This is a genomic window from Pseudoxanthomonas sp. GW835-FHT14C01, from assembly GCF_058793715.1.
In genome coordinates this window covers 1-23885 of sequence record NZ_JBXAGB010000006.1, presented here as the reverse complement: position 1 = coordinate 23885, position 23885 = coordinate 1, and the positions used below count along the sequence as shown (strand labels likewise).

At 61.0% G+C, this 23885-nt stretch carries 18 protein-coding genes; 3 read left to right on the top strand and 15 right to left on the bottom strand.

What is annotated here, in order from left to right; all coding sequences use genetic code 11:
- Positions 1-489 precede the first annotated feature (489 nt).
- The 6 genes from AC1Q5B_RS20410 to AC1Q5B_RS20385 all read right to left on the bottom strand — a co-directional run bounded on the left by AC1Q5B_RS20410 (position 490) and on the right by AC1Q5B_RS20385 (position 5831).
- On the bottom strand, positions 490-1224 hold the full coding sequence (locus AC1Q5B_RS20410; RefSeq protein ID WP_492633275.1) for an SseB family protein: 735 nt from the start codon (positions 1222-1224) through the stop codon (positions 490-492).
- Positions 1221-1859: a His-Xaa-Ser repeat protein HxsA gene (gene hxsA, locus AC1Q5B_RS20405; RefSeq protein WP_492633274.1), complete on the bottom strand. Its 639-nt coding sequence runs from the start codon at positions 1857-1859 to the stop codon at positions 1221-1223. Before hxsA ends, AC1Q5B_RS20410 begins: the two co-directional genes overlap by 4 nt.
- The gene (hxsC, locus tag AC1Q5B_RS20400; RefSeq protein WP_492633273.1) at positions 1859-3034 is read right to left on the bottom strand and encodes a His-Xaa-Ser system radical SAM maturase HxsC; all 1176 of its coding nucleotides are present in this window, start codon (positions 3032-3034) and stop codon (positions 1859-1861) included. The genes hxsA and hxsC overlap by 1 nt, the downstream gene beginning before the upstream one ends.
- On the bottom strand, positions 3034-4530 hold the full coding sequence (gene hxsB, locus AC1Q5B_RS20395) for a His-Xaa-Ser system radical SAM maturase HxsB (RefSeq protein WP_492633272.1): 1497 nt from the start codon (positions 4528-4530) through the stop codon (positions 3034-3036). The genes hxsC and hxsB overlap by 1 nt, the downstream gene beginning before the upstream one ends.
- Positions 4527-4826, bottom strand: a complete 300-nt coding sequence (locus tag AC1Q5B_RS20390) for a hypothetical protein (protein WP_492633271.1) — start codon at positions 4824-4826, stop codon at positions 4527-4529. Before AC1Q5B_RS20390 ends, hxsB begins: the two co-directional genes overlap by 4 nt.
- A 117-nt stretch (positions 4827-4943) precedes the next feature.
- Positions 4944-5831 carry a DNA-binding protein gene (locus AC1Q5B_RS20385; RefSeq protein ID WP_492633270.1) on the bottom strand — a complete coding sequence of 296 codons (888 nt, stop codon included), beginning with the start codon at positions 5829-5831 and terminating at the stop codon, positions 4944-4946.
- 102 nt (positions 5832-5933) lie between these two features.
- On the opposite strand from AC1Q5B_RS20385, the gene AC1Q5B_RS20380 reads away from it, so the two are divergent.
- Entirely contained in the window at positions 5934-7022 is a 1089-nt protein-coding gene (locus tag AC1Q5B_RS20380; RefSeq protein ID WP_492633269.1) for a site-specific integrase, read from the top strand.
- A 141-nt stretch (positions 7023-7163) separates the two neighbouring features.
- On the top strand, positions 7164-7580 hold the full coding sequence (locus AC1Q5B_RS20375; protein ID WP_492633268.1) for a hypothetical protein: 417 nt from the start codon (positions 7164-7166) through the stop codon (positions 7578-7580).
- A gap of 44 nt (positions 7581-7624) precedes the next feature.
- Here the strand turns inward: AC1Q5B_RS20375 and AC1Q5B_RS20370 are convergent, their stop codons facing one another.
- The 7 genes from AC1Q5B_RS20370 to AC1Q5B_RS20340 form a co-directional block, all read right to left on the bottom strand.
- Positions 7625-8509 (bottom strand): phospholipase D-like domain-containing protein, encoded by an 885-nt coding sequence (locus tag AC1Q5B_RS20370; RefSeq protein WP_492633267.1) that lies wholly within the window; start codon positions 8507-8509, stop codon positions 7625-7627.
- A 6-nt stretch (positions 8510-8515) separates the two neighbouring features.
- Positions 8516-10723, bottom strand: a complete 2208-nt coding sequence (locus AC1Q5B_RS20365; protein ID WP_492633266.1) for a DUF8724 domain-containing protein — start codon at positions 10721-10723, stop codon at positions 8516-8518.
- A 5-nt stretch (positions 10724-10728) separates the two neighbouring features.
- Positions 10729-14949 (bottom strand): helicase-related protein, encoded by a 4221-nt coding sequence (locus AC1Q5B_RS20360; protein WP_492633265.1) that lies wholly within the window; start codon positions 14947-14949, stop codon positions 10729-10731.
- 14 nt (positions 14950-14963) lie between these two features.
- On the bottom strand, positions 14964-17477 hold the full coding sequence (locus AC1Q5B_RS20355) for a hypothetical protein (protein ID WP_492633264.1): 2514 nt from the start codon (positions 17475-17477) through the stop codon (positions 14964-14966).
- Positions 17478-17683: 206 nt separating this feature from the next.
- Positions 17684-19477 (bottom strand): HsdM family class I SAM-dependent methyltransferase, encoded by a 1794-nt coding sequence (locus tag AC1Q5B_RS20350; RefSeq protein ID WP_492633263.1) that lies wholly within the window; start codon positions 19475-19477, stop codon positions 17684-17686.
- 683 nt (positions 19478-20160) lie between these two features.
- Positions 20161-20361, bottom strand: a complete 201-nt coding sequence (locus AC1Q5B_RS20345) for a hypothetical protein (RefSeq protein WP_192312104.1) — start codon at positions 20359-20361, stop codon at positions 20161-20163.
- Positions 20362-20374: 13 nt separating this feature from the next.
- The gene (locus AC1Q5B_RS20340; RefSeq protein ID WP_492633262.1) at positions 20375-21691 is read right to left on the bottom strand and encodes an alpha/beta hydrolase family protein; all 1317 of its coding nucleotides are present in this window, start codon (positions 21689-21691) and stop codon (positions 20375-20377) included.
- Positions 21692-21770: 79 nt separating this feature from the next.
- On the opposite strand from AC1Q5B_RS20340, the gene AC1Q5B_RS20335 reads away from it, so the two are divergent.
- Positions 21771-22250 carry a MarR family winged helix-turn-helix transcriptional regulator gene (locus AC1Q5B_RS20335; protein WP_192312105.1) on the top strand — a complete coding sequence of 160 codons (480 nt, stop codon included), beginning with the start codon at positions 21771-21773 and terminating at the stop codon, positions 22248-22250.
- A gap of 185 nt (positions 22251-22435) precedes the next feature.
- Here the strand turns inward: AC1Q5B_RS20335 and AC1Q5B_RS20330 are convergent, their stop codons facing one another.
- A complete protein-coding gene (locus tag AC1Q5B_RS20330; RefSeq protein ID WP_492633261.1) occupies positions 22436-23062 on the bottom strand; it encodes a tyrosine-type recombinase/integrase in 627 nt (208 codons plus the stop codon).
- Positions 23063-23180: 118 nt separating this feature from the next.
- The gene (locus tag AC1Q5B_RS20325; protein WP_492633260.1) at positions 23181-23780 is read right to left on the bottom strand and encodes a TetR/AcrR family transcriptional regulator; all 600 of its coding nucleotides are present in this window, start codon (positions 23778-23780) and stop codon (positions 23181-23183) included.
- Positions 23781-23885: the final 105 nt, after the last annotated feature.

The window sequence follows — 23885 nt, the reverse complement described above, 5'->3', positions numbered from 1 at the left end:
CTTCTTCACGTCCAATCTCCTGGGGTTGGGGAATTGGACTCCAAACCGGCGTGCTACTCAAAAGCGGGGGGACGTCGCCAACAAACGCCCCACATCTATCGAGCCTCCAACAAGTCGCCACGGTGTTGGCGAACTGCCAGACAAACCGCCCCGGATTCGTCTGACTTTTGAAGCCAGCGGCCCGCTGTGATCAAAGCTGCCGCCCGTAACCGTCATAAACGCTGCAGCGCTGGCGCCAACAAGACGCCTCAGCTTCCAAACTAGCCACCCTCAACATGCCCCGTTTTCGCTAACGCCGGCGTCCACGTGGATCTTTAGGTCGGGCGCACGCTCTAAGCCTTCGCAGGATCTCGTCAGGCGGAGTCGTCCGGCCGGCGTCGACGTCGGCCAGTGCCTCACGGGTTCGACGCTCCTTCTCTGCCCCGGACAGCTCCGGCAGCAAAGCCAATAGTTCTTCTTCTCGTGTCATCTACGACGAGGAACCGGTGCTTAGGTCGGACTGTATCTGGAGAAGATGGGACGGATCTTGGGATCAGCCAGATGTTCGGGCAACGGTTGGCTGGCATCGTGCACCGCCAAGTCGACCACGATGTCCAGTTTTGCGCCTCGGGACTGAATAGCCGTACTCACCAATCGGGCTGCCCGTTCGGCAAAGGCTAGGTCGGCCACCAGCCAGATGAGTAGTCCTGGCTGATCTTCTGTGGGCGATGTAAAGGCATCCAGGAGATAGGCCGCCGTTACAAAGCTGGCGTCCTGGAGGCACTCGCTAATGAGTTGACCAAGCCACGCCGGCGCACTTTGGGCCGGACGGACGTGCACTTGGGCGTGAGGCGTCTTCTCTATCCGAGCCACGAAGCCAGTGTCTAACAGGGAGACGATCTCCTCCGGATATAGGACCGCCCCTCCATCGTTGGGGTTCATCATCAAGGTCGCCCCCTTGGTGCCGGCGAAAAGGTCGCGCCCTCTCACCTGCACAATCTTCACCGCAGATGAGGACGCGAACCGGGCCTTTTCCCAACCGGTAAAGAACGGGATGGCATCGAAACCGTCGGGATGGCGGAATTGCACTAGGCGGGTCTTGCCTGAGTCGTCCGAGACGGAGTCGATATTGGCGTCTTGACTGGGTTCCGAGTAACGGCCTCCTCCGCCAGATCCACCGCATGCGAGCAAGGCAGGCAGCAGCGTCAGCGCCAAGATCACCCTGAGGTAAGAAGTTCGGATCATGGTGAAAGCGCGACACCCAATGCGTTCAAGGTGGGCGTGGTCATAGTCCCAGTCGCCGGCAGGCCATGGGCTGCTTGAAATGAAGCTAGGGCAGCCTTTGTTTGCATTCCCATTACACCGTCTATGGCGCCAGGATCGTATCCGCGCGCGTACAGAGCAGCTTGCACGCGCATGATCATGAGCTGCAGCTGATCCGAACTCGGTCGGGGCGAATAGCTCTGCTTTGTCCGCTGTGCGGGCTCCAGAGTCAGGGGCTGCGAGCTTCCATTGGAGCCCCCCGAACTGCCGGATGTGCTACTGCCGCTATATGACGACCTTGGCGCGGGCTGATACGTGGCTGGCGGGGGTGGTGGTGGCGGTGTGTAGGTAGGTGCACGGTAGCTGCCGCCACTTCCCGAGTAATGAGAGCTATGAGACCTATGCGAGCTGTGGGATCGGTGAGAGCTGTGCGAGCGATGACGCGCGTACATGTTGAACTGATCGTGGTTCAACGGTGCCGTCAAGGTGGTGGTGAACTTGCTCTCATTGAGCGCCAGCTCCGTCAAACCGCTGGCCTGCCAACCCTGATCCGCTAGTCCTCCAATTGGGCTGGCGCCATTGATGATCGCAGAGGCAAATGCCAAGGTCTTGCTCATTAGACCAACTCCAATTGATCGATGGGCGCAACGCCACGACTGAGCCAGTCGGAGGTCAGCCAAGAGAAAAATCCACCGCAGCGCTGGCGCACTTGGCAGGGTTCACATTCGGGGCGGTAGTCCTGCTTCCAATGGGAGATGCTTTGGCGTGAGAAGGGCCACAGCTCTCGAGGAAGCGTGCACAGTGGAAGGTTATAGATCGAGACGGCAATGTTGCGGGCACTCAGGAACTGCACGGATTCTGTCAAGGCATCACCCATGTCGACTGGGTCCATCCAAAGAGACTCGTGGTGTGCTTTGGCAAAGCCGATCGGCTCCACCCCCATCAGGGCGACATGCTCGACAAACGGCAGGTTGCGGTAGATATATCGTGCGATGGCGTCCAGCCGCCGTACCGCATCCTTGACCAGCACAATGCGGACCTCGATCCGCTGCTCCGCCTGTTCCATGGCGTACAGTCCTCGTAACGTCTGAGCGAACGCGCCCTGGCGCTGAACGATGTAGTCGTGGAGCTGCGGGGTGTCGCCATAGAGCGGGATGCCCCAGGTGAGGGACGGATGGGTGCCTTTGAATCGACTGGCATAGGTGCCCTCCCCCGCCAGTCGACCATTCGACAGGACGTGAACATGGGTCTGCGGCAATGCCGCCTGGCAGTGGGTGATGAGATCAACCAATCCTTCGCCCAGAAGCATGGGCTCGCCTCCACTGATGGCAATGGAGGGTTCGTCCTTATCGATCAGCTCGATCAGCGCGTGCAACTGCTCAACCCGCCAGAGGTCGTCCACCACGCGCGGCGGCTGAGAGCACATCAGGCAGTAACTGTTGCACTGCTCGGTCGCAAACAACACATTGCCATTGTCGCCACGTCGATAGCGCAGCGCGGCCCGCGATACTGATGGCTGGAGTTCGAGTACGTCTCCCGCCGAGGTCCAGGCCCGATCAGCTTCGCAACGCATCCACGCCCTGTCCGCAGGCGCCTGCTGTGCCTCCTCAACTAGGAAGCCCGCCCAAGGTAGTGCCACCAGGGGGGCGATGCTTGAAGTCGGGATACTGCGAAGATCTAACACCATGCGCTCAAGCGGATACTGACCAGCGGCAAACTCCTGGAGGCCGGCAATCTTGTAGTGGCCGTGCTCCAACCCATAGAAGGTGGCCTTAGCCTGCTGGGGGCGCATCAGTGAACTTGCTCCATGACCGGTGCGATCTGTCTCGCACCGATGGCCCACCCTTCCAGGATGCGTCGTTCGGCTGGTGACGCGCATTCCATGCGCTCAAGCAGCAGGTCAAATATCCCCATTTGCTTGGTGCAGAAGTCGGATGTCGGTCGATGCCCGATTACATCACCTTGCCGAGCGAAGTGATCGACCGGATCAGCGCCGCACAGCGGCACGTACGCACAGTCCGAGCAGCCCGGCAATGCCTCGGCAACGCCGCCGACCTGGAGCTCTTCCATAGCCGGTGATGCAAGCCACTGATCAATGGACTGATCCAAGGTGCCCAAGCAGAATCGGTCCTCCCCTTGGGCGGCGAGCATGCGTGCTTCATCTGAGGGATAGACACGACCATCGTAGTCGTACACCACGGCCCCTACGCCGGCACCCATCGGCGAGCGAAGGTCCACGTAGCCATGGCTGAAGGGTGTCAGCAATTGAGTCAGAAGCAGGCTGGCATGAGTTTCCTCGAGGACAAAGCCGTCTTCGTTCACCCGCACGATCTCATCCAGCGCCCGCCGATAGAAGGTCAGGAAGTCGCGCATTGTGTAACCGATACGGCTAGCCGTCTTACGAGCGAATCCGTACGGACTTAGTGGCCGCAGCGAGATGCTATGAAAGCCTCGTTCCCGGTACTCTCCAATGATGGCTTCTGGCGCGGTAAGACTCTTCGCCGTCAGCGTCGTGAGGGCCGACACACAGTCCGGTCCCAAGACCTGTCGCGCCCTATCGATGCCCATGATCGTGCGCTCGTGGCTATCGCGCGATGGGGTGGGACGATTGGCGTTGTGGAGCCACGCAGGACCGTCCAGTGACGTGGACAATTCGAACCCGTGCTGCCCAAAGAATTCCAACTGAGCATCGGTGACGCCGTGAAGCGTAGAGGCGATGACGAATCGCAGCGCCCTGCCCTCTTGTCGATTGCGTGCCTGGATTAGCTCCGTCAGGCGTCTGACTTGCTCGAAGTTAAGTAAGGGCTCGCCGCCTTGAAACTCGATCGTCAAGGTGGGCGATGGCCACTGGAACAACCGCTCAACCAACTGGGCATTTTGCGCTTCTCGCATATCGAACTGCCGCTTCAGGGTGTCCTGTCGAGACACCTGGCAATAGCTGCAGGAATGGTGACAGCGCAGGGACACTACGATGATATGCAACGCGGGGCCACCCTCCAGATACCCCTTGCGCGTGCGCAGCTGTGACAACAAGGGCGAGAGTGTCAGCGAATCCAATGGAACGGCGACAATGTGCCGCGCCTGAAGATCCTGCATCAAGGGAGAGTCGACTGGCAGCTCGCCGTCGAGCAAGCTCACCAGGTCGGCGTGGCGGCAGGTCAGCCAGTCACCAGCGGCAGAACTGACGAATACTCGTTCTGGATCCCAAGGCAGGCGCCGGAATCGCAGCGGTAGAAGCTGATAGGTCGAGGCGCTACCGGTGAAGGCCGCGGCGGGTTGGAACTTCACGAGGACGCATCGGTTAGCGAGGCGCGCTCGATCGCCGCGCGCATGAGTAAGCGCTGCAAATCGCCGGTCTGCAAGGCAATCTGCTCTCGGAGGCGATCATCGCAGGCGTCTGTCTGAAACCGCTCTGCGAGAGCGCTCGTGTTGATGTCGGGTGTTCGCGGCGACAGCGAGACGCGATGCGCCGTGGCCATGCACTCTACGTGCACGAAATAGTCTCCGGAGTACCGGTAAACCGTACGCGCGATGACGTCCTTTGAGAAAAACTGGGCGTCGAGCTCCAGCTCGATGCGTTCCATGGCCCCACCCCCGTGTACCCCTGTTTCTATGCTGCGCCGGCGTTGGGGGCGAGTTCAAGCCCTTCTAAAGGGGGTGCGACAGAGGCATCCGGTAGTAAACACATGTACTAAGCTGCGCTAACCCCGCCTTGGTTTACGTGCCGTCGCGATAGGCGCGACGGACTTAGGCGCTCGTGCCGCTTTGGCTTCTGGCTTCGAATTGAGCATTGCCTGCAGCGTGAGCGCCCGCGCATCTGCGGCTGCAGCGGATGCTTCTGCGACGCGCAGGCGATCCTGTAGCTGTGCATGAGCGGTGACCGCCCGCTCCATCGCTTTGTCTCGCTGGGCCACTAGCGTGGTCTGACGTGCGGCCTCTTGTCTGGCGCGATCCACCTCCTGCATCCAACGGTCTTCGGCGGCGCGATGCGCTTGGTCGCGCTCGGTGCGTTCTGCGTTGGCGGCAATGGCCGTTTCGCGTGTGGCCGCCTGTGCAGCTAATAGCTGCACCAGCAGGCTTTCCCGCTCGCTGTCTACCTGAGAATGTTGGCGCTGCAGCTCATCCAGGTGACGGCCGAGCGCTTGCAGATGGGCCTCAAGGTCGCTGAGCCCCTGCTGCGCCAGATCCCGGGCATGGATTAAAGCGATGCGCTCCTCGGCCCAGGCGGTCCGTTCGCGGTCAATCTGTGCCTCACTCGTGGCCAGCACAGCGGCGCGCGCCTCCAGAGAGACATGAGACTCTTCGAGGGCCTGGGTAGCGACCTCATGAGCCTGTCCGACCGCCAGTTCCCAAAGCTGCTGAGTAATGGCTGCCAGATCGGCAGGGGGCTCGCCTGCCTTGAGGGAGTTCTTTTCCGAATGCAGTCGATCGCCCAGCCGCTGCCACCAGGTCTCCAGCCAGCGCGTCACCGTATTCGGGGAACCGGTACCCAGGTGAGCACGAATACGCTCAACGGTCGGTCGTTCTCCGGAGGCAACGATCTCGTCAGCTGCTTTGTGGACGTCAGATTCACTGATGCCGCGTGCCAAGGTCAGGCTCCTACTGTCAGCGGGCTGGAATTTGCTTTGTAGTCACGATAAGTGATGATTATCGTGAGTAAACCTAATCAATCGTAGCGTACATTACATACTATGAAGGATCATCCTGCGCTTCCCGCCCTCGCGCAACCCGGTGCCGGTGTGGTCCTGCCCGCCCAGCTGGCCCAGCAGGCCGCCGATGCAGTGCGTGAACTGCTGGCCGAAGCGGCTGCCGCCAACACCACCCGCAGCTATGCGACCGCCTTGCGCTACTGGGCCGGCTGGTACGCGGCGCGCTACGGCATCGAACTCACGCTACCGGTGCCGGAGGCCGCGGTGCTTCAGTTCGTGGTCGATCATGTGGTCCGCCGCAATGCCGAGGGCGAACTGACCTGGGAGCTGCCACCGACGGTCGATGCGGCCCTGGTCGACGCCGGATTGAAGGCCAAGCCTGGGCCGTGGACGCTGTCGACGGTCCGGCACCGGGTCGCGGTGCTGTCCACCGCGCACCGGCTCAAGCAGCAGCCCAACCCGTGCGAGCAGCCGGCAATCCGCACCGTGCTCAGCCGCGCGGCCCGGGCCTCGGTCAAGCGCGGTGAGCGCCCGCGCAAGAAGACCGCGATCACCCTGGCCGAACTGGAAGCGATGCTCGCCACCTGCGACGACAGCCTGGAAGGCCTGCGCGACCGCGCCCTGCTCTGCTTCGGGTTCGCCAGCGGCGGGCGCCGCCGCAGCGAGATCGCCGCGGCGGACCTGCGCGACCTGCGCCGGATCGGTGACACCGGCTACATCTACCGTTTGGAGCACAGCAAGACCCAGCAGGCCGGCGTCACCGCCTCCTCCACCCCGGACAAGCCGGTGCTGGATCGGGCCGCCTTGGCGCTGGAGGACTGGCTCGAGGCGTCAGGGCTCACCGAGGGGGCCATCTTCCGGCGGCTTTGGAAGCATCGGGTCGGCCCTGCCCTCTCGCCGGCCGCGGTCGGCGAAATCGTGCAGCGGCGGGCGCGCCTGGCCGGGCTGGAGGGAGATTTTGGCGGGCACAGCCTGCGGTCGGGGTTCGTGACCGAGGCGAGCCGCCAAGGAGTCTCGCTGCCGGCGATTATGCAGCTGACCGAGCACCGGGCGGTGTCGAGTGTCGTGGGGTATTTCCAGACCGGCAGTGCCGCTGCGAACCCCGCTGCTCGTCTTTTGGAGGACAGCTAGGGGCGGAGGCCCGCCTCTAGCGCACTGGGCTTCCTGGCCAGAACGATCTCGTAATTGACTGTTCATCGCTGCCCAGCCCAGAACAACGCACATGGGGGACGATGAACTAAGCTTCTTGCGCGCAGCGACAACAGGGGCCACATGGAAGCACATGGATACCGCGTCGGCGCCAACGAGAGTTGGTGGCAGACACTGCCTGAGGATGAGCAAGAACTTGAGGTGTTGGCCTTGGCAGCTCGCCGGCACATTGAGCCATGGCTATCTGCCGTGTTCCAAGCCGAGCATCTCAATCTCCTTATTGGCAGTGGCTTCGCCAACGCGATCAGTTATCTGGCCCAGGTCCAGGCGACCGGGATGGAATTCGACCCGCTGGGGACGAATTTGAATGACAGGATCAAAGAGGAAGCCATCAATGGCGCCAAGGCCATGGGGCGAGGTAAGCCCAACATCGAGGACCAGTTTCGGGGCGCATTCGCCATCCTCGATGGTCTGAAATTGTTGAAGGACGATCGTCAGAAAGATCTGCGCGCAGCACTTCAGGAATCTATCTTCTCGTAAGTGTCCGAGAGTGCGGTGGTGAACCCCCTTGAACCGCGTGGGCTTTAGTCCGCGTAGGGCCAGGCAATGGCGCAGGACAACACCGCTTCGATGACCTCCGCAAGTTTGACTGCGGCCCGACCGGTCAACGCGATGCCGAGCTCCATGGAGTGCTCCAATGATGCGGCCGTGAGGTTTGACGATCCGACATAGGCATGGTCTGCATCGCACAGAACCACCTTGGCATGGAATGTTTCACGACCTGAGCCCAGGGCCCGCGGGATCGAGTAGTTGAAGACCTGGACCCCGGCCTGGCGCAGGCGACTGGCGGCGTGTGGATAACCGATCGGATAGTCGGGGCGTTGGGGATTTTCCAAGGTTCGCAGCACCAGCACGCGCTCGACCCCTTCGCCCACCCGGTCGAACAAGTCGCACAACCAGTCCGCGCCGCGGATATCGAGGAAAGGCGTCATCACCAAAACGCGCCTACGGGCGCTGCGTACCAGGTCAACAAAGGTCTCGCGCGTCGTGCCGATGTCAACTGCGCGCCAACCGCGGTCGACGAGCTGCTGCTCCAGCGCGCTAGGTTGAGGCGGTCGCGTGAGGACGACCCGCGCGAGGGTCTCGTCGCGGTGAACATTGCTCGAATAGAAGGCGATCGCATGCAAGGCGAGCGCCAGCCGTTGCAAGACGGGCCGATTGACAAGGGGCAGCTTGCAGCCTTCGCCAGACGTGGAAATCAGGTCTAGCTGGGCCAAACCTGCCGTCACCTCGCGCACCGCCGTTTCCTCCGTCAAGCCCAATCCCGCCAGCTCGACCAGGTCGCGCGCAGAAGCCCAGCCCTCTCCAGGCACCTGTGACCAACCGTCGAGCAACTTCGCGGCGACGCTGGCCCGCGGCGCGAGCGCTTCCAGAGCGCGACATTCCAAGCTGGTCAGGTTCTGACGCATCTGGGCCTAGGAAAAGTCCAGGTAGCCCCGAATCGGGCCTTGCCTTGTGTCGAATCGACTGGGACGTCCTTCGACGGAGTTCAGTACTGAGCGCGACAGAAGCTTGTTTCCGGCAATGCACGATGTCTCCGGAACCATCAGGCAGTCTGGGCAAGCGCCACCGCGGTACGTGCACAACGTTCCCGTGCCGCACTGCGTTGCCTTGGTTCCAAGCATGGTTGCCAACATGGCATTGCCAGCATTGCGCCACATCGCGGACAGGTTGCCCAAGTCCATCGTCGTGCCGTTTCGATAGACCACGAAGGCGAGATCAGCGGGAAAGATGTACTCCCCCAAGGAGCCCAAGTCTAGCCCCGAATATTCCGCGAGGTGCTTCATCAGCAGATGCGAGTAGCTGTGCAACAAGGTGTACATGTAGAAATACGTGGGCGGCTGCACCGATCGCGGCAGGCTGTCCAAGAACGCGCCCATGGGCTGGGCGATAGACAGGATACCCGCGCCGGCCCGCTCTCCCTCCGCGAGTCGAAACATGTCTGTGCAGTCCAATGAGTCCAGCCATCGCAAGACCTGCGCTTCCCTCAGGCGGACGTAGATCGCCTCGTTGCTCTGCTGGATGACGTAAATCGGCGCCTTCACCACGTTGTCGACGCGCACGGCCGGGAACAGGTTCAGTCGAACCGGCATGTCCATACCGCGCTTGTCGCGCAGCACGGGGCTCGCTTCCATTCGCGAGTAACCATAACTGAACTTGCAAAGATCGAATTCACGAATGAGGCCCATGTCCTCGAGGCCCAGTCGGTCCAACAAGGCTCGAGTGGTCTCCTGCTGCCTCACCGCCTCATCCCGGTCTTCCGGGGCGAGGTCCTCGTCCAGACGCGCAAATGAAACGTACGGGCGCTTGCCGCCGGTGCGCGTTTCAATATCGAGGCGCGATGCTTTCAGGGTCGCGTGCTCGATGCCGAGCCGAAAAGGATCGAACTTGGACGCGAACCTGGCCTGACGCTGGCGCAGACCCTCGCGCACGGCGAGCGGGAGTTCGACCTTCGGAATGAGAATCTGTCGTTCCCGAAGTCGCTCCACCACGCTACGGCGCGCTCGGTGCGCTCCATCGATCGACGCCTGTATGGGCTCACGGTCGGCGGGCTGAAGCAGCGGCAAGACCGCCTCGAGCCTCGGAATGTTTTGTGTTGCCGCCTGGTAGTCTGCCCACAACATGGCGCACTCGGGCTTTCCGGCACAAGCCGCTTCCACATCTTGGTCGGAGATCTCCCCGACTTCGAACCCGTACTGGGAGGCGACGAAGGCCTGCAGCTCTTCCACACGGTTTGGTCGAAGGCACGCGAGCAACTGCTGCCCGCTGTTCTTAAAATCAATGAACAGATCGGTCTTGACGTAGTAGGTACTGGATGCACGATACGGCGTGGCCTGCATACGCACTTCTGTGAGTCGTTGGGCGCTCATGCCGGCGCCAATCAGCTCAAGCGTATCGCGATCGTTCTGTAGCCACTTTGAGGACAGCGGGGTATCGCAAGCCGCGCATTCAAAGAACCAGTCACCGATACCCGGCGCTCGTCGATTGAGCCGGAACGCCGTGCTCCCGCATGTGCATCGAGAGCGAAACTTGGCGACCTTCGCGTCAGCCTGACTCCAATTCCATTGGCCCGGAAAGGGCGCTTCCCAGCGGCCGGACCAATGAACAAAAACCACGTCTAGCTGCTCCCAGTCGCAGTCACCCCGCTGCTTGGGATTAGCACAATGCACAGGCGTCATCGTCGGAAGCGCGCGTTCGAGGGCATTGAGGCTGTCGAAATCCTTAAACACTCCGCACGTGCGGCAAACGAAGCTGAGCGGGGCCGGCGTGTATTCCATGAAGGAAGGGCGGCATAGGTGAATGCGGTCTCGCCCGGGGACTTGAAACGACGTCATCGAAGCGTCGAGCAGGGCGCGATCCACGCATTGGGCGGGAAGCGGTTGCGGCTTGCTCTGATCGGACTCCCGCGCCGCCATGGCTGCCGCGAACCACGCCCGCCCCATCTCGTTCAGGCGCTCGAAAATCAACTCGGTCGTGGACTCCGAAAGCTGGTCGATAGCTTCCCCGGCCGAGGAGCGTGCCAGGCACGCGCCGAGCCCCCCTTCGAAAGTGAAGAAGCTGCCCGGAGCATAGGCCGTCGCCAGCTGGTTCCGCGAACGGCTCATTGTCTTGGCTTTGGTCATATGCGTCAGTCCGCGCCCCAGGTTTCGGTGCGCTCGTCGGTCGAGTCAATGTCAGCGCCTGTCCCGCGCCGAATAAACTGCATGGCGCGGGCGGTGACGCCCTCCCCTACTTTGTTCGCGCCAGCGTCCCGGCTCGACTCGTAAATCACGCCCGGCAAATCCACATCGCGTAGCGAAGTCATGGGACGATTCAATCGATCGCGCACTTCGAAGAATCGGCTGAGCTTGGTACCCGTCACCAGTTCGTCGCGCTGCAGGTCTTGTTGAAAGAGGTTGAGTTGCTGACGCAATGCCGCCTTGTAGTAGGCCAGGCCTTCGGGCGGGGGGTCGAACTCAAAGCCCAACGCACGTTCCATGAACCGCTGAATCTCGCGCACATGGTCCGGTTGGGCGAGATACGTCCTGGTCTCGGTGGCCCAGCCTTGCGTGGGTACGCGTGGCTTACGGTCCGGATCCGCGGCGCAGATTGCCTGGGCGACCTGAACGCCGCAGACAAATTCTTGAAAGAAGCTGGGCATGACCCGCAACAGGGCCTTCTCCGCCCATCGATCGATCGACGCGGGCAGGATCATGCGCTCCAGGAACCGATGGAAAATGTCGTGGATCTCGGTGACGAAGCGGTCGCGGTACCGCTGCGGGATGGGGACCAGCAGGGAAAACCCGACATGCGTTCGACCCACGCGAGACGAGGCCTGGATGTACTCAGCGATGTCCGAAGGCATGCCCGCGAAAAACATCGCGTTAAACTCCTCGACGTCCACGCCGTGCGAGATGGCCGAAGTGGCGATAACGGAGCGCAGGGTGGAGTTCAGAGGCGGAAATGCCTCGCCCGGGGCAACCCGCTTCTCGGCTCGCCGCACGATCTCCTGGATCCCGGCCGCCGACACGGCGCCCGACAGCAACTCCGACGAGAGCTTGTGATCCAGAAGCCCCGCTTCTTGGTGGAGCCGCTCCGATTCTGACTTTTCCGTGTCGATGACCTGGTCGCCTCCCTTTTTGTTGGTGACGTAGGTCAACGCAATCCGATGGAGGTCCACTAAGGTAAGCAGCAGCGCATGTTCCGCAGACCCAAGTAGCCGCCGGAATTGAGCTTGATTTGGGCCGGCCGACACCCATCGAACCAGTTCACTTCTGGCGCGGTCGCGCTTGGTCTCATCGGCATCCTGCAGGCCTTCGTATAGACCCGAGATTAGCAGGTGGAAATGCCCCAAGAGGGAGGCCATCGCGACGGTATGCCGATGGCCATTGGTCAGGACCGCCGCGTAGACCCGCGCCCAGTGCGAACGTGTCTCCACGTCTTCGTGCGAGATGTCGCGGCGCTCGTCATCTTCTGGACTGGCGTCGGGCTGCTTGGGTGCGGCATAGAAAGAGCGGTAAAGATCGGGACCCGGATAGGGGAACTGGACCGTATCAAAACGTTGATACAGGTTGCGCATCTGTCGCTGCGGTTCGCTTACCGTGGCGGACGCAGCAATGACCTTCATCCTGCGACGCCCGTCTCGTCCAGGCGGTCGAATTACTTGGTCGCCCAGTGCCGGGGCTAATTCGTCGAAAGCCGCCTCGAGGGCGGACTCGAACAAGCCGGCGAAGGTGCCGAGGGACTCGTCGAGCAAATGAGCTTCGTCTTGGATCAGCAGCGACGGGAACGGGTCGAAGAAGCGCTTGGCCCCGTTCGCGTAGCTGGGGAACAACCCTATAACCTTCGGGCCCGGAAGTCCCTCCCAGTCAGCCGCCTTGGCCGGAACGAAAAGCCGTTCCGAATCGGACTCGAGCAGCGGCGCGAAACCGAACATGCCAAAAAACTTGCGAATGGTCCCTTGGGACTGGCCAAGCGCGGCCAGCTTGTCAATGGTCCCAAGCAGAACAGTCGGCGCAAGATCGTAAATGTCCTCATCGACGATGTAGAAAGGCAAAGGCGTCGGATCTTCGAAGCGAGCATTCCAGCTGCAGTCGCGCTTTGGCGACGAACAGAAGTGACCCAGGGCATTCCCGCCCCGCCCCGACCAGCGTCGCAATGCAAGTCGATGGTCGTTGCGACTCTGGCAAAACGGGCAAACGGGCAACTTGAGCCAACGGTCGCGAGCGGCGCGGTACTTCTTGCTCTCCGCTGCGGCCAAATATGCCGCCTCTCGCTCGGGCGGAACGTCGCGTTGGGTAGGAATGTCAGAGTAGCCGTCTTCCTTGTGCCAATTTGGCGTATTACTTCCGCCCACCCAAAAACCAAGCGAAAACGGCTCGCCCGGGTGCTTTCGCTCGAAACGTACTTGCTCCGCAGCTCCCAAGGTGGCGAAGGTGCGGCGCGCTTGTTGCAGCGTCAGCAGGCGCAACGGATAGCGCATGAGTGCAGAAACGCCGACATGCTTTCCGCGCAGCCGATCAAGGAACACCACGAACGCCAGCAATCCGAGGAAGGCTTCCGACTTGCCACCACCGGTGGCGAAATACAGCAAAGTCACCGCATTCGCGTGCTGCTCGACCTCGGCCGTGTAGTACGAAGAGAAAGCGGGAATACGCGTCGCAAACGCTGGGATGGAAGAGATGATGAAGGCGAGCTGGAACAGCCGCCAATCCGTGTATCCCTTGGCAGAAGCTAACTTCGCCATGGTGGCGTTCATCGAGAGCCAAGCCTCGAATGGGATCCCACGCGAGTCCTCCTGGGGCCCCGGCCCGGACCAGTGCGCCTTCGATTCGGTCAAGATCTCGAGGCCGGTTCGAATAGCTGCTAACTCCTGGCCCCACTTCGCGATGTCCTGCTGAAGCTTGTCGCGCTCACGCGCCTTCAGTTCCTGCGCATTGGGGCCCTCAAGGCCGTGATCCACCGGCGTGCCGGCCACGTCTGCGAGCCAGCGCTCGTACGCTGCTGCCAGTGGCATGAGGCCGGTTAGACAGTCTTCCTGGGCGAGCAGCGCGATGTTGAGTTCAACGTCGCCTACTGTGGGAACGATTCGCGGCAGTACATAGCGCGGCGACCAAGTCGTCGTTAGGCGGCGATCCGGTCCCTCGTCCGTTTGGACGACCCCGCCGTTAAAACCAAGCGCGGGGTACTTGAGGTAACGGTTGTACCGATAGGAGGGCTTGACTCGCTCGAGATGCAGCGGGCGGTGCGCTGCTGCCGGAAGGAGCACACTCACGGATACTTGGAAAATAGCCGGTTCGAGCTCCCGAGCGTTGTTTCGATTCAGGGGTGGTGTCCAATTCTCCAAGGCCAGATGTATGGACGTACGCGTGGGATCCAGTGGATCCTCAGTCGCATTGACGACCAAACGCAGGTCGAGATTCGGCAGGAGGACCGGCTCGCCGGACGCGCGCACCGTTGCCAGATACTCATCCCAACTTTGCTGGTGTGACGGTCGAACGAGCAGGCCGCGGCGGTAGCCCCACAGCTTTCCAGAAAATGGACCGTCGTCAGCGTCCGCCCATGCGCGAAGGCGAGCGGCGATCGATTTGTTCAGCTCGTCGGTTGCGGCCAACGCATCTGCCGAAGCCGTTGCCGCGGAGAATGAGAACTCGGGAAGCGTCAAGTCGATTCGATACCACTTTGCCGGTATCGCGCTGTCGCGGGCCAGTGCATCCGGAATAGGCTGTCCACGTCCCGTAACGCGAATAACGGAGGCCTCTTCGCCACCCTGCTCGTCGCTCTCTTCGCCTTCGCCCGACTCCTGCTGTCCTTCGTCGTCGCCGAGAGTGCGATCGCGCGTTGGCTCGAAATTCAGGCCCAAAGCGGCGTAAGCAGACCGGCGCGCCTCCAGGCTGCGCTGGCGCCATGCCGGGTTGCGTTCTCCGTCAGGTAAGGCTTCCCGTAGCGCGCGTAGTCGCGCGTAGACCTCATCCTTCAGAGCCCGCTCGGCATTCTTGGTGAGCGGGAAGGAAAGTTCCAACCGACCTCCAGGGCGGATATCCTCAGCCGTTGGCAAAATCCGGACATAGACCGCGCCAGTCAACCGGACGCGCAGCTGCTCCCCTGGGGCGCTGGTGGTGATTTGGAAGTCCAGCCCGTGAGCGCTGATCTGAATCGGATCGGCTTCTTCATCCCCTTGGCGTTCGGCCTCGGGCATTGGCAATAGGAATTCGGAGATCAACGCCTTGCTGGGCTTGTTGCCGAAAATGACCGGGTAGAACTCTTCGCGTCCCGCCGCTCGCGCGGACAGGTTATTCAGGAGGCTATCAACGACTGCTTCCTTGTAGGCGTCGTGAACCTTGCGCGGATCCAGGCACTTGATCGTCATGGCCAACCTCGGCGTTACCGGCGAGCACTCGCCGGTGGAGTGATCTTGGAAACACGAAAGACGCTTAGCACGGCCTCGCGACGCAGGTCCTCGATGACCGACAGCGGGACCTTGCGGTAGACGACCGCGCTCTCCGGCTGAAACAGGATTTCGGCATAGCGCGCCGCGAGCTCTCGGCCGATTTCTTGATTAAGGCGCCGCGCATTTCGAACGTACACCAGGCTGTCGTTCGTTCGTTCCTCGGGCATTCCCAACGCGGCGCAGAACAATCGGAACAGCTGCACATCACGGGCCGCATGAGGGCGTTGATCGCCTTGTTCGCCCAGGTCGAGCCAATACTGGACGCGGTCAGCGCGTCCTGCATCAGCTGAGGCGCCCAGTTCCAGCATCCGGTCCCAAATGGCTCGGGCTAATTTGGCTCGGTTGTGAACTTCCTCCGGGAACAAGGCCGTGCACCGTGCCTGCACCTCATTGTGGTACAGCTTCAAGAGAGCACGAGCGGGATGGTGACTGATGGTGGACCCGCCTGACGACAGCTCCAGCGCCTCTTCGAAACGAGTACGCAGAGCGTCGCTCATGTCGAACAGCAAGTGGCCGATTTGGACATCCTTGGCAGCAGTTCGCCGAAAGCCCGTACCCTCCTCTGCGTCGTACCGGTAGACCCAGCCGGACGCAAATACCGGGCGAGTCCCGTCCAGATCGAACCGGTACAAGGCCTTCTCACCCCCGTCCTGGGATCCGCCCGAATCCGTCAGATCAAAGGTCATGGAGAACTCGCCAAGCTTTTCAGGCAGCGGCAAGGGGGGCATCTCTTCGAGGCGCTTGCTGAGCTCCTGCTCCAGCAAGCCCATGCGTCCTCGGTACGGCTTGAATGCGTCCAGGGGCCTCATCGCCCTCAGCGTCTTGATCGCTGAATCAGCCTGCTTGTGGGACAGCAGAATGTGGGTGCCATGTGGGAGGTCAGGATGCGTCAGCACCAACCGCAGAACCCGAGGGTTGAGCCCCACGATGGTGTAGTGGCGATGTCGATTGTGGTCTCGTAACTGGTACTCAAAGCTGGCGAGGGTATACCACTCAATACGTGGTTCGATCGCAGCCCAATCCTCGCCCAGCCGCCGTTGAAGGAAGCGCTTTGCCAACGCCACGTATTGGCGGTTCGGCAGGACAATCACCAAACTACGCAGGTCGTGGGCACGCACATCAGCAAGCAGCCGCTCCGCCATCGGGGTCGAGTCCACCCAATCGGATACGAGCGCCCCGGCTTTGGCGATCGCTCGCTCGATCTGCAGCTTCTTGTGGCTCAATACACCCGATTCGATGGCACCTTGAAGGTTGGCCACTACGCTCGCCCAGGAATACCTTGCGTTTGCAAAGCTATCCCCGTTCAACTCAGTCAATTCGTCCGCGAGATCCTTGATCCCGGCGGGAAGATTGGACAACCGCAGCAGGTAAAGGAAAGCCTCCAACAAGGCCTGATGGCCAGCGTGTTCGTCGCCGCCTACCTCGTTAGCGAGCTGGAGAAAGCGCGAGGCGACCTGCCCGGCTTCCTTGTCGACGATCGCCACATCACAACGCGCGTTGTCGCGTGTCTTGGGCATCTGATCATCCGCAACTGGCGAGGCAGACAGCAGAGAACCGTCCGCTTCCGCAGCCCAAACATGCTCGGTGGCGCAAACGTGCAACTCCGCCAACCGGCTACGGATGCCGAAATACGTGCGCGGGTCATCGGTGACAATGACCGTTCCGGGCTTGCGCGGGTGGCTCTCCAGATACGCACGAAGTAGGTCCGGGATTCGACGTACTGCGTTTGGATTCGACTTAGCCGCTGCTCCCGTCGCATCGAGGAGAAAGAGGTCCAGGCTAGATTCGCCCGCTAAGGCACTTGCCGAAAATGCCTGTTTCCAAGTGCGCTTGGTGGTGCTGTTATGAAGAACCATTAGGGCACCGGGCGCGTTTACGGCATCTCCCCATTCGGGTGCTGTCGCCGCTCGTGCTTCCTTTCTGTTCCCCCGCTTGTGGACGTTGACCAGCGCTGCATCGAGCTGCGTTTGCGGGGAACTCGCCCACTGGTCGGACCCTGCCTCCCAAATAAAGCTGGGAATCAACGCGGCAAGCGGCGGCCTAGCCGCGGGATTGTTCCAGTGCTCGATTTCGGTAAGCGCCTGCATCACGGCCTCGAATGACCGAGATCGCGTGGGAGCATCGAAAGTAGTTCCGTCCGGCCCCGAGTGGAAATGCCGAGTGAAATTCTTGGTGAGCGCCGTCCGATCCACTTCGACGGATTGATAAGCGAGGCGAGTCGAATGGCTCCCAGGGAAATATCCGGTTCGAAGCCCATGGAAGTCGCCCAGGGAAATCCGGTGCAAGCTGACGATCCCATGCAGCTGGGCGAGCTGGCTGAGTTCCACAGGCCAAAGAAGGCATATATGAATGCCGCCGCTATCGGCCGCTTCCAGGCACACGTTTGCCAATAATCGTGCCCAGGGCTGCAGCGTGATCGGCGTCGACTCGCTGCCACTGGCGTACAAGCCGAACGGGGTGTCAGCTATCCGAGCGCTCACCCAGCTAGGGATTACGCGAGTGGGTGCCTCTGCGGCGCCACCCCTTTCGGTCGCCGCAACTTCCGGCCCCGTCGGAGCGCGCGGACGCGTGGAGCGCTCGTTCAACTTCTGTGCCATCCGCTCCTTGGCGCGAAGTTGATCTGCCCGACGGTCCGCGAAAGAGTTCATATCCCTCACGGCACCTCCAATTCGCGGCGGATTTCACTCAGCGCCTGCGCCACCGGTCGGCCTTGTGCGAGTCGTTGCCGCAGTGCCGCGGGGTCAGGGAGCGGGAGTTGGTTGAGTTCGAATACCGACACGTTGGTCGCGCCGGAAATACAACGGAACAACCGATCAATTTCAGAACAGCTCAGTAGCGCGGCCAACTGGCTGGGCGGCAGTTCAGGCCGAGCACGAACTGGAATCAAGGTGATCGTATGGTTCTCGCCGATGAATCCTCCAAACTCTCGAAAAAAAGCCGGGCCAACTGGCGCTGCCACTAGCCGCCTGGGCTGATCATTCGATGTCACGCGTTGTAAGAGAACACAGGGACGGCGAATGATCGACGGATGCGCGGCATCCTTTACCACAACGAATCGACGCTCCCCGCGGCTCTTCTTTGCGCCGTCAAAATGGATCGACTTGCCTGGCTTGATGTCGCTGGACCATAGCAGCGGAATGGCGTCGCGATTGAAGCGCTGTGCGGCGTTGCGCGAGCTGTAGGCCGTACGCTGATCTCGGTTCCAGACGTAATTGCCTACTCGCGCCTCATAGCCGTAGTCGCGAAGTCGGTGCGCAAAACCGCGCGCAACGGCGAGCAGCGACACGTCAGATACGGCGCGAGGAATCGGCCACGCCACGCCGCCATCTGGAAGCTCGCAGTCGCCTATTCTGGTTCGTTGTCCGGTTCCGCTGACAATCGCTACCTCAGTTCGCTGCGGCGCGGGCGACGAGCGCGGGCGCAGCATCGAAAGTGCTGTTTCTTGCTGCACATCGAGAAAAACGCCGTCCTTTTCTTGAACGATGCCGATGCTCGGAATCGTCGCCGACTCCTGCAAGAATTTTCGGAGGGGCGAAAAGGAATGACCCGATAGGTAGCTTGTCGGAGTGACGAGCACTCCTACTCCGCGCTCACTCATGAATCGAAGGCTCAGTGCGACGAATAGTCCATACAAATTGGGTTGTGAGGAGATGACGCCTGCAAATTGTCCGGCGACGCCAGCCACTTCGTCGGCCGACATCTTTCGATAAGGCGGATTGCACACCACCACATCCGCCTGGCCATATAGGTCGCTGGCGTCGGTAAGTGAATTCCCCACCCGAATCGAAAATTTTGGCTCTACCCCCGCAGCGCAAATTTCGTCGTACAGCACTGCGCGCAACAATTGCTTAGACAGCCAACAGAGCGTGGCGTCCAGATCCATTCCGCACAGACTGGCCTCCATCTGAGCGATGATCGCTTTCGGTGGAAGCCGTCCGCGGAGCGCAGCGCGAATCCGGATGGCAATTGGCACGAGAAACGCGGCCCCTCCACACGCGGGATCCAGAAAGCGCTCCCGTTCGAATCGAACCCCGTGGGTCGCCAAGTCGTCTAACGCACGCATTGCGAGAGAGGGGGGCGTGAAATACATCGACAACGCCCGGCGTTGCTCAACTTGGATCAATTTCGCATGCGCGGAACTGAGCCAGTACGCGGCCTCGAGCAACGACTGGCGGCTCAGGGCGTCGCCGAACGCCGCAACGGCGGGCGCCTTAGCTAGTTTGAGAGATCCCAACGGGCGGGATTTCAACAATTTCGGAAAGCTGCGCGAGAACCACGCCTGCAGGGCCGCCGCGGTAATCGTTGATGGCTGGCTCGAAAACGACTTGCCGAGAAGGCTCAGGCCTCGAACGTGCTCAATGAAGCAGGACTGATCAAGGCTGAAAGCACACGGCTGTGGCCCCTCACTCGCTTCATCCACTGAGTTGTTGAGAATACCTTCCAGCACCAGTCTCGCCCCTATGTCCGAGTCAATTCTAGAGGCACGAGCGTCTCAAGGGGCGAGACAGGGATTTCCGGCTCGGTCGAGAGGCAACTACCTGGGTACCGCGGTTGCGAACTGGGGCTCTCGCCCAAACTGGCTTGCCCCCGGAAGCCAAGCGCTGCGATTCCGCCAGGTGAGTCGGGCGACCACCTACGCTATATTCGACTCTCACATATGCGAGAATCGCATACCTTCGCGCCCCGCACCGCCGCCTCCCCTGGTGGGCAAGCTCGATGCGCATTAGCTGTGGAGCGTCCGCTTCCAGGGAGTGCTGGTGACGTCGCGCCCAGGCCTCGATCCCGGGCCACGTACAGGGCGTCCGGTTCGCCGGGCCGGCGTGGCCAGTAATCGGGTGCCAGCGCAGGTCCATGCCGGCAAGCTAAGCCCCGCCAGGTTCAGGACGTGAGACGCGATTGGAAGACGGATGCTAGCGCGCGTGGGTGCGCAGCACGTCCGCCCTACCCCCGATAAATCTTCCTAATCCCCTGCCCCGCCGACGTCCGCTTCCGGCCAGAAGCGGACATTTGACAGCGCAGAGATCCGGCCAGCCCCAAATACGGTTGCTACGCACAACTAGTTGCCGGAAATGGCTCGTTGGCGGACGCCGTCCACAGCGAGCCGTCAGACTGGTTTCAGACCACAGGGCTCTAACGCGGCTTTCTGAAGTAGGGCAGGAAGAACATATAGAGGCCTGTCGGAATCAGGAGCAGAAGCGGAGCGAGCGGCAGCATGTAGAGCCACTCGACTGACTTCCCGGAAGCGACAAGAATGATGTTCACGACAACCGTCACGGTGAAGGCAATCGATACCCAGCGATGCGCTTGTCTGACGAACTTGCTCAAGTTCATTTCTCTCTCCTGTTCAATTGCTTTCGAGACCGTCAGAACGGCCAGACTTGATGAATTCGACCATCATCTGCAGATATCCCTCGGGCTGACGCGTGGACATCCGCTCGCCCCCTGCGTCGATCTCAAACTCGTACATGCCATGGTCTGCGTGTGGGAACACCACCGTGGCAATCGGACGACCCTCGCGCTTCAGTTCGCCTAGGCGCCGCAGCGTCTCGAAAGGGGGAGCATCGCGATCCTGTCCACCGAGGAGCCACAGCTGCGGTACATCAAGATGGCGCAGCACGGGCATCGGATCGTAGTGCGCCGGCACTCCCTCGAGCAGTGCGGGGAAGTCGCTCCGCACGACGGCCTCCGGAGTAGAAATCAGATACGAGGTGAAGTTGCCTCGAACGAAAGGGAACCAGGGCTCTTTCTCATACCTTTCCTTCAGGGCATCAAGTCTGCCGAACCCTTCCGTGAAGTTGCTCTCGATAATCGCGGCTGTCGCGCTAGCGATCTCGTCCGCCTTCTGTTGTTCATCATGGCCAAAGCCGGCGCGCGCCATGTCGAACGCGATTGCTTCCCGGTCTTCGTCAAGCGGCGATACGGCGAGACCGAAACTGACGATGACGAAATCCACCGACTCGATTCTTGCTGCCAGCGGCGCCACCCATCCACCTTGACTGCCTCCCTGGTATCCGATGCGCCCCGTTCGCTTACCGGCAAGGCGCTTCGCCTCATGCATGGCATGAATGGCGTCGATGGCAAGCGTGAGATAGTCCTGCGTATAGCGGCCTTGTGAGCGGCCCGTGCCCCGCTTGTCGTATGCGAAGACGCCGATGCCTTGACTGGCCAGTTCGCGCTGAAGCGAGTACGTGTCTATCGCCGACGTTCGCTCGGCGCCGTGGACAAGGACCACAAGAGGTACCGTTCCATCGCCAGGCGGGAGGGTCAATCGTCCACTCAACGCGACACCGCTTCCTTGGAAACGGGTGTCGATCTGAACGAGTGGCTCGCGCTGACCAGCAACGCGGTCGAAAAGTATCTGACCTTGATTGCAGTTCGATACGGTCAGTCGGTGGCCATCTGGGCGCTCTGTCCATCCGAGCGTGCTGATCCATTCGCCATCGCTTTGCTGCACCAATGCCCCGGTTTGACCATCCGGACGCCGCCATCGGTATGCACCGGACCCTGACGCACCGATATCGAGGGTGCTGCCATCTGCCATCCGATAGCTGCCGGTAAGACATGAGAAAGCTTGTGGAGCGGGCACTTCTAGGTCGCCTGCCATAGTGGTGGCAGGGACCATGGCGAGGACGAGGGCCGCACCGAATAAGAGCTTGCGCATGGCCACTCCAATTAGGTTATGATTTACGTAAATGTTGACGTTAATTGTCACAGGCGTCAACCCGCTGGAGGAGCAAGACATGACTGACTTCATTCAGCAGCAAGGGCCAGCATTCCTGGCGCACCTGCTGCGCCGCCTAGCCGACGAGCTCGTGCAGGGTGCGGCCGATTGGTATCCGACGGTAGGAGTTACCGCGCCGCCGCGTACCATATCCACGCTCTTGGCACTGGATGAGCATGGCCCGCTGGGAGTGACAGAACTCGCAGGGCTGCTGCGGCAGTCGCACCCGCTCGTGATTGTCTGGATCAAGGAACTAACCCGTCTGTCACTGGTGAAGTCCCGTGACGATCCCGCCGATCGGCGTAGGACTTTGATCGCTCTGACGACAAAGGGAAAAAGTGAATTGGTCCGTATTCGGGAAGCGCTCGTCGTTATGGAGCAGGCTTCCGCAGAATTGCTGGAACAGGCAGGAGCAGATTCGCTCCAGATGTTGTGGGCACTAGAACGAAACTGCCGCGAACTCCCTTTCCTCCAGCGACTACAGAGAAAGTCGGGCTAGAGCTGAGCGCGGCCACACCGAGACGACACTCCGTGGAGAGAGATGCTCTCGATGTCTGCTACGAATGAACCAGGTTTGCGGTGCGCGATTGACCAATTGCAGTTTTAACTCGGCTCTTACACATGAAGGCGCGACGTCCGTTTTGGGTCGAAAGCGGCCGTTCTAAAGCCGCTTTCGGAGGCACGCTATGCCTCGGTCTGCTCTGCCAGCGCAAGGGCATCATCCACTTCGACCCCCAGGTAGCGGACGGTACTCTCAATCTTGCTGTGCCCGAGCAGCAGCTGGACGGCGCGCAGGTTCTTGGTACGTTGATAGATGAGCGATGCCTTGGTGCGACGCATGGAATGCGTACCGTAGCCCACTGGATCCAGACCGATACTGAGCACCCAAGCCTTCACCAAGCGGGCGTACTGGCGCGTGGAGAGGTGGGCTGAGCCTCGCTGCCTGCCGGGGAAGAGGTAGTCGTCAAGGCCAAGCTTCTGACTATCGATCCAAGCGACCAATGCATCTCTAGTCTGCGGCGTTATCTCAAACTGGACAGGACGCTTTGTTTTGCGCTGGACGACGCATGCTCTTGAGCCAATGTACATGCCATGTGCGACGTCACGGACCCGCAGCCCAACCAGATCGCACGCGCGAAGCTTGCTGTCGATGGCGAGATCAAAGAGCGCCAACTGCCGACTATCGCCCTTGAGCTGAAGCCTGACTCGAATCGACCAGATCTCCCTAAGCTTTAGGGGCGCCTTCTGTCCCACTAGCTTGCCTAGATTCCAAGCAGGACGTGCCGCTGAGCGGCCTGAACTTCGCTTCATGGCTTTCTCCAATCCCGAGGGATGGAGAGGCTCTAACTGCCTCTGTGTCGCCTCAGTTAAGAGGTGCTAGGGAGCTCAGCTAGGTCACTTTCGCCTCAAAGGCACATCGCACGATGTACTACTCGATTTTCAGTCGATCTGTAGACAGCTTCGCGATCTGCCAGAACAACAATGCGTTGCCCGTAGCTCGAGCAGAGAGCATCGCCCCATGGATCGAGGCCATGAACATCGCGGCTTCTCCCGCAGGCGGCTCGACTAAGCGCATCACGCCCTTCGTCTCGCCCTCGGTCAGGGTCTGTGCGAGCCAGGTCTGGAGATCGTTGAAATGGCCCGTGACCTCCTCGGCTACCTCCGCCGGGATGGTCGGCAATTCGGCAGCGAGGAGTGCGCAGATGCAGATGGGAGGATCCGACTCCTGTATGCAGTCGGCCCAATAGCGGCTATAGGCGACCAGTCGCGCGTAGGGATCAGGAATCGATTCCGTGAGGGACTGCAGTCCCAGCCGCATCGCCAGCCGGTGCTGGACGACGGTCGCCTTGACCAAGTCCACCTTGGCCGGGAAGTGGTGATGGATGCTGGCCTTCCTGACATTCACCAGTTCGGCAATGTCAGCATAGCTGAAGCCGTTATACCCACCCGAAGCCAGCAGCTCGTTGGCCCGCTGGATGATCTCTTGGGCTTTGAGTGAATACTGAGGCTGGGCTTCTGCGGACGACATCAACGGGTTACCTGGTCTCGATAGGGACGCGACGTCCCCCCGCTTTCAGTAGCGGAACCATTTGGAGTCCGGGGTTACTGTAGCTGAGCTTCTGCCAATTGCTTT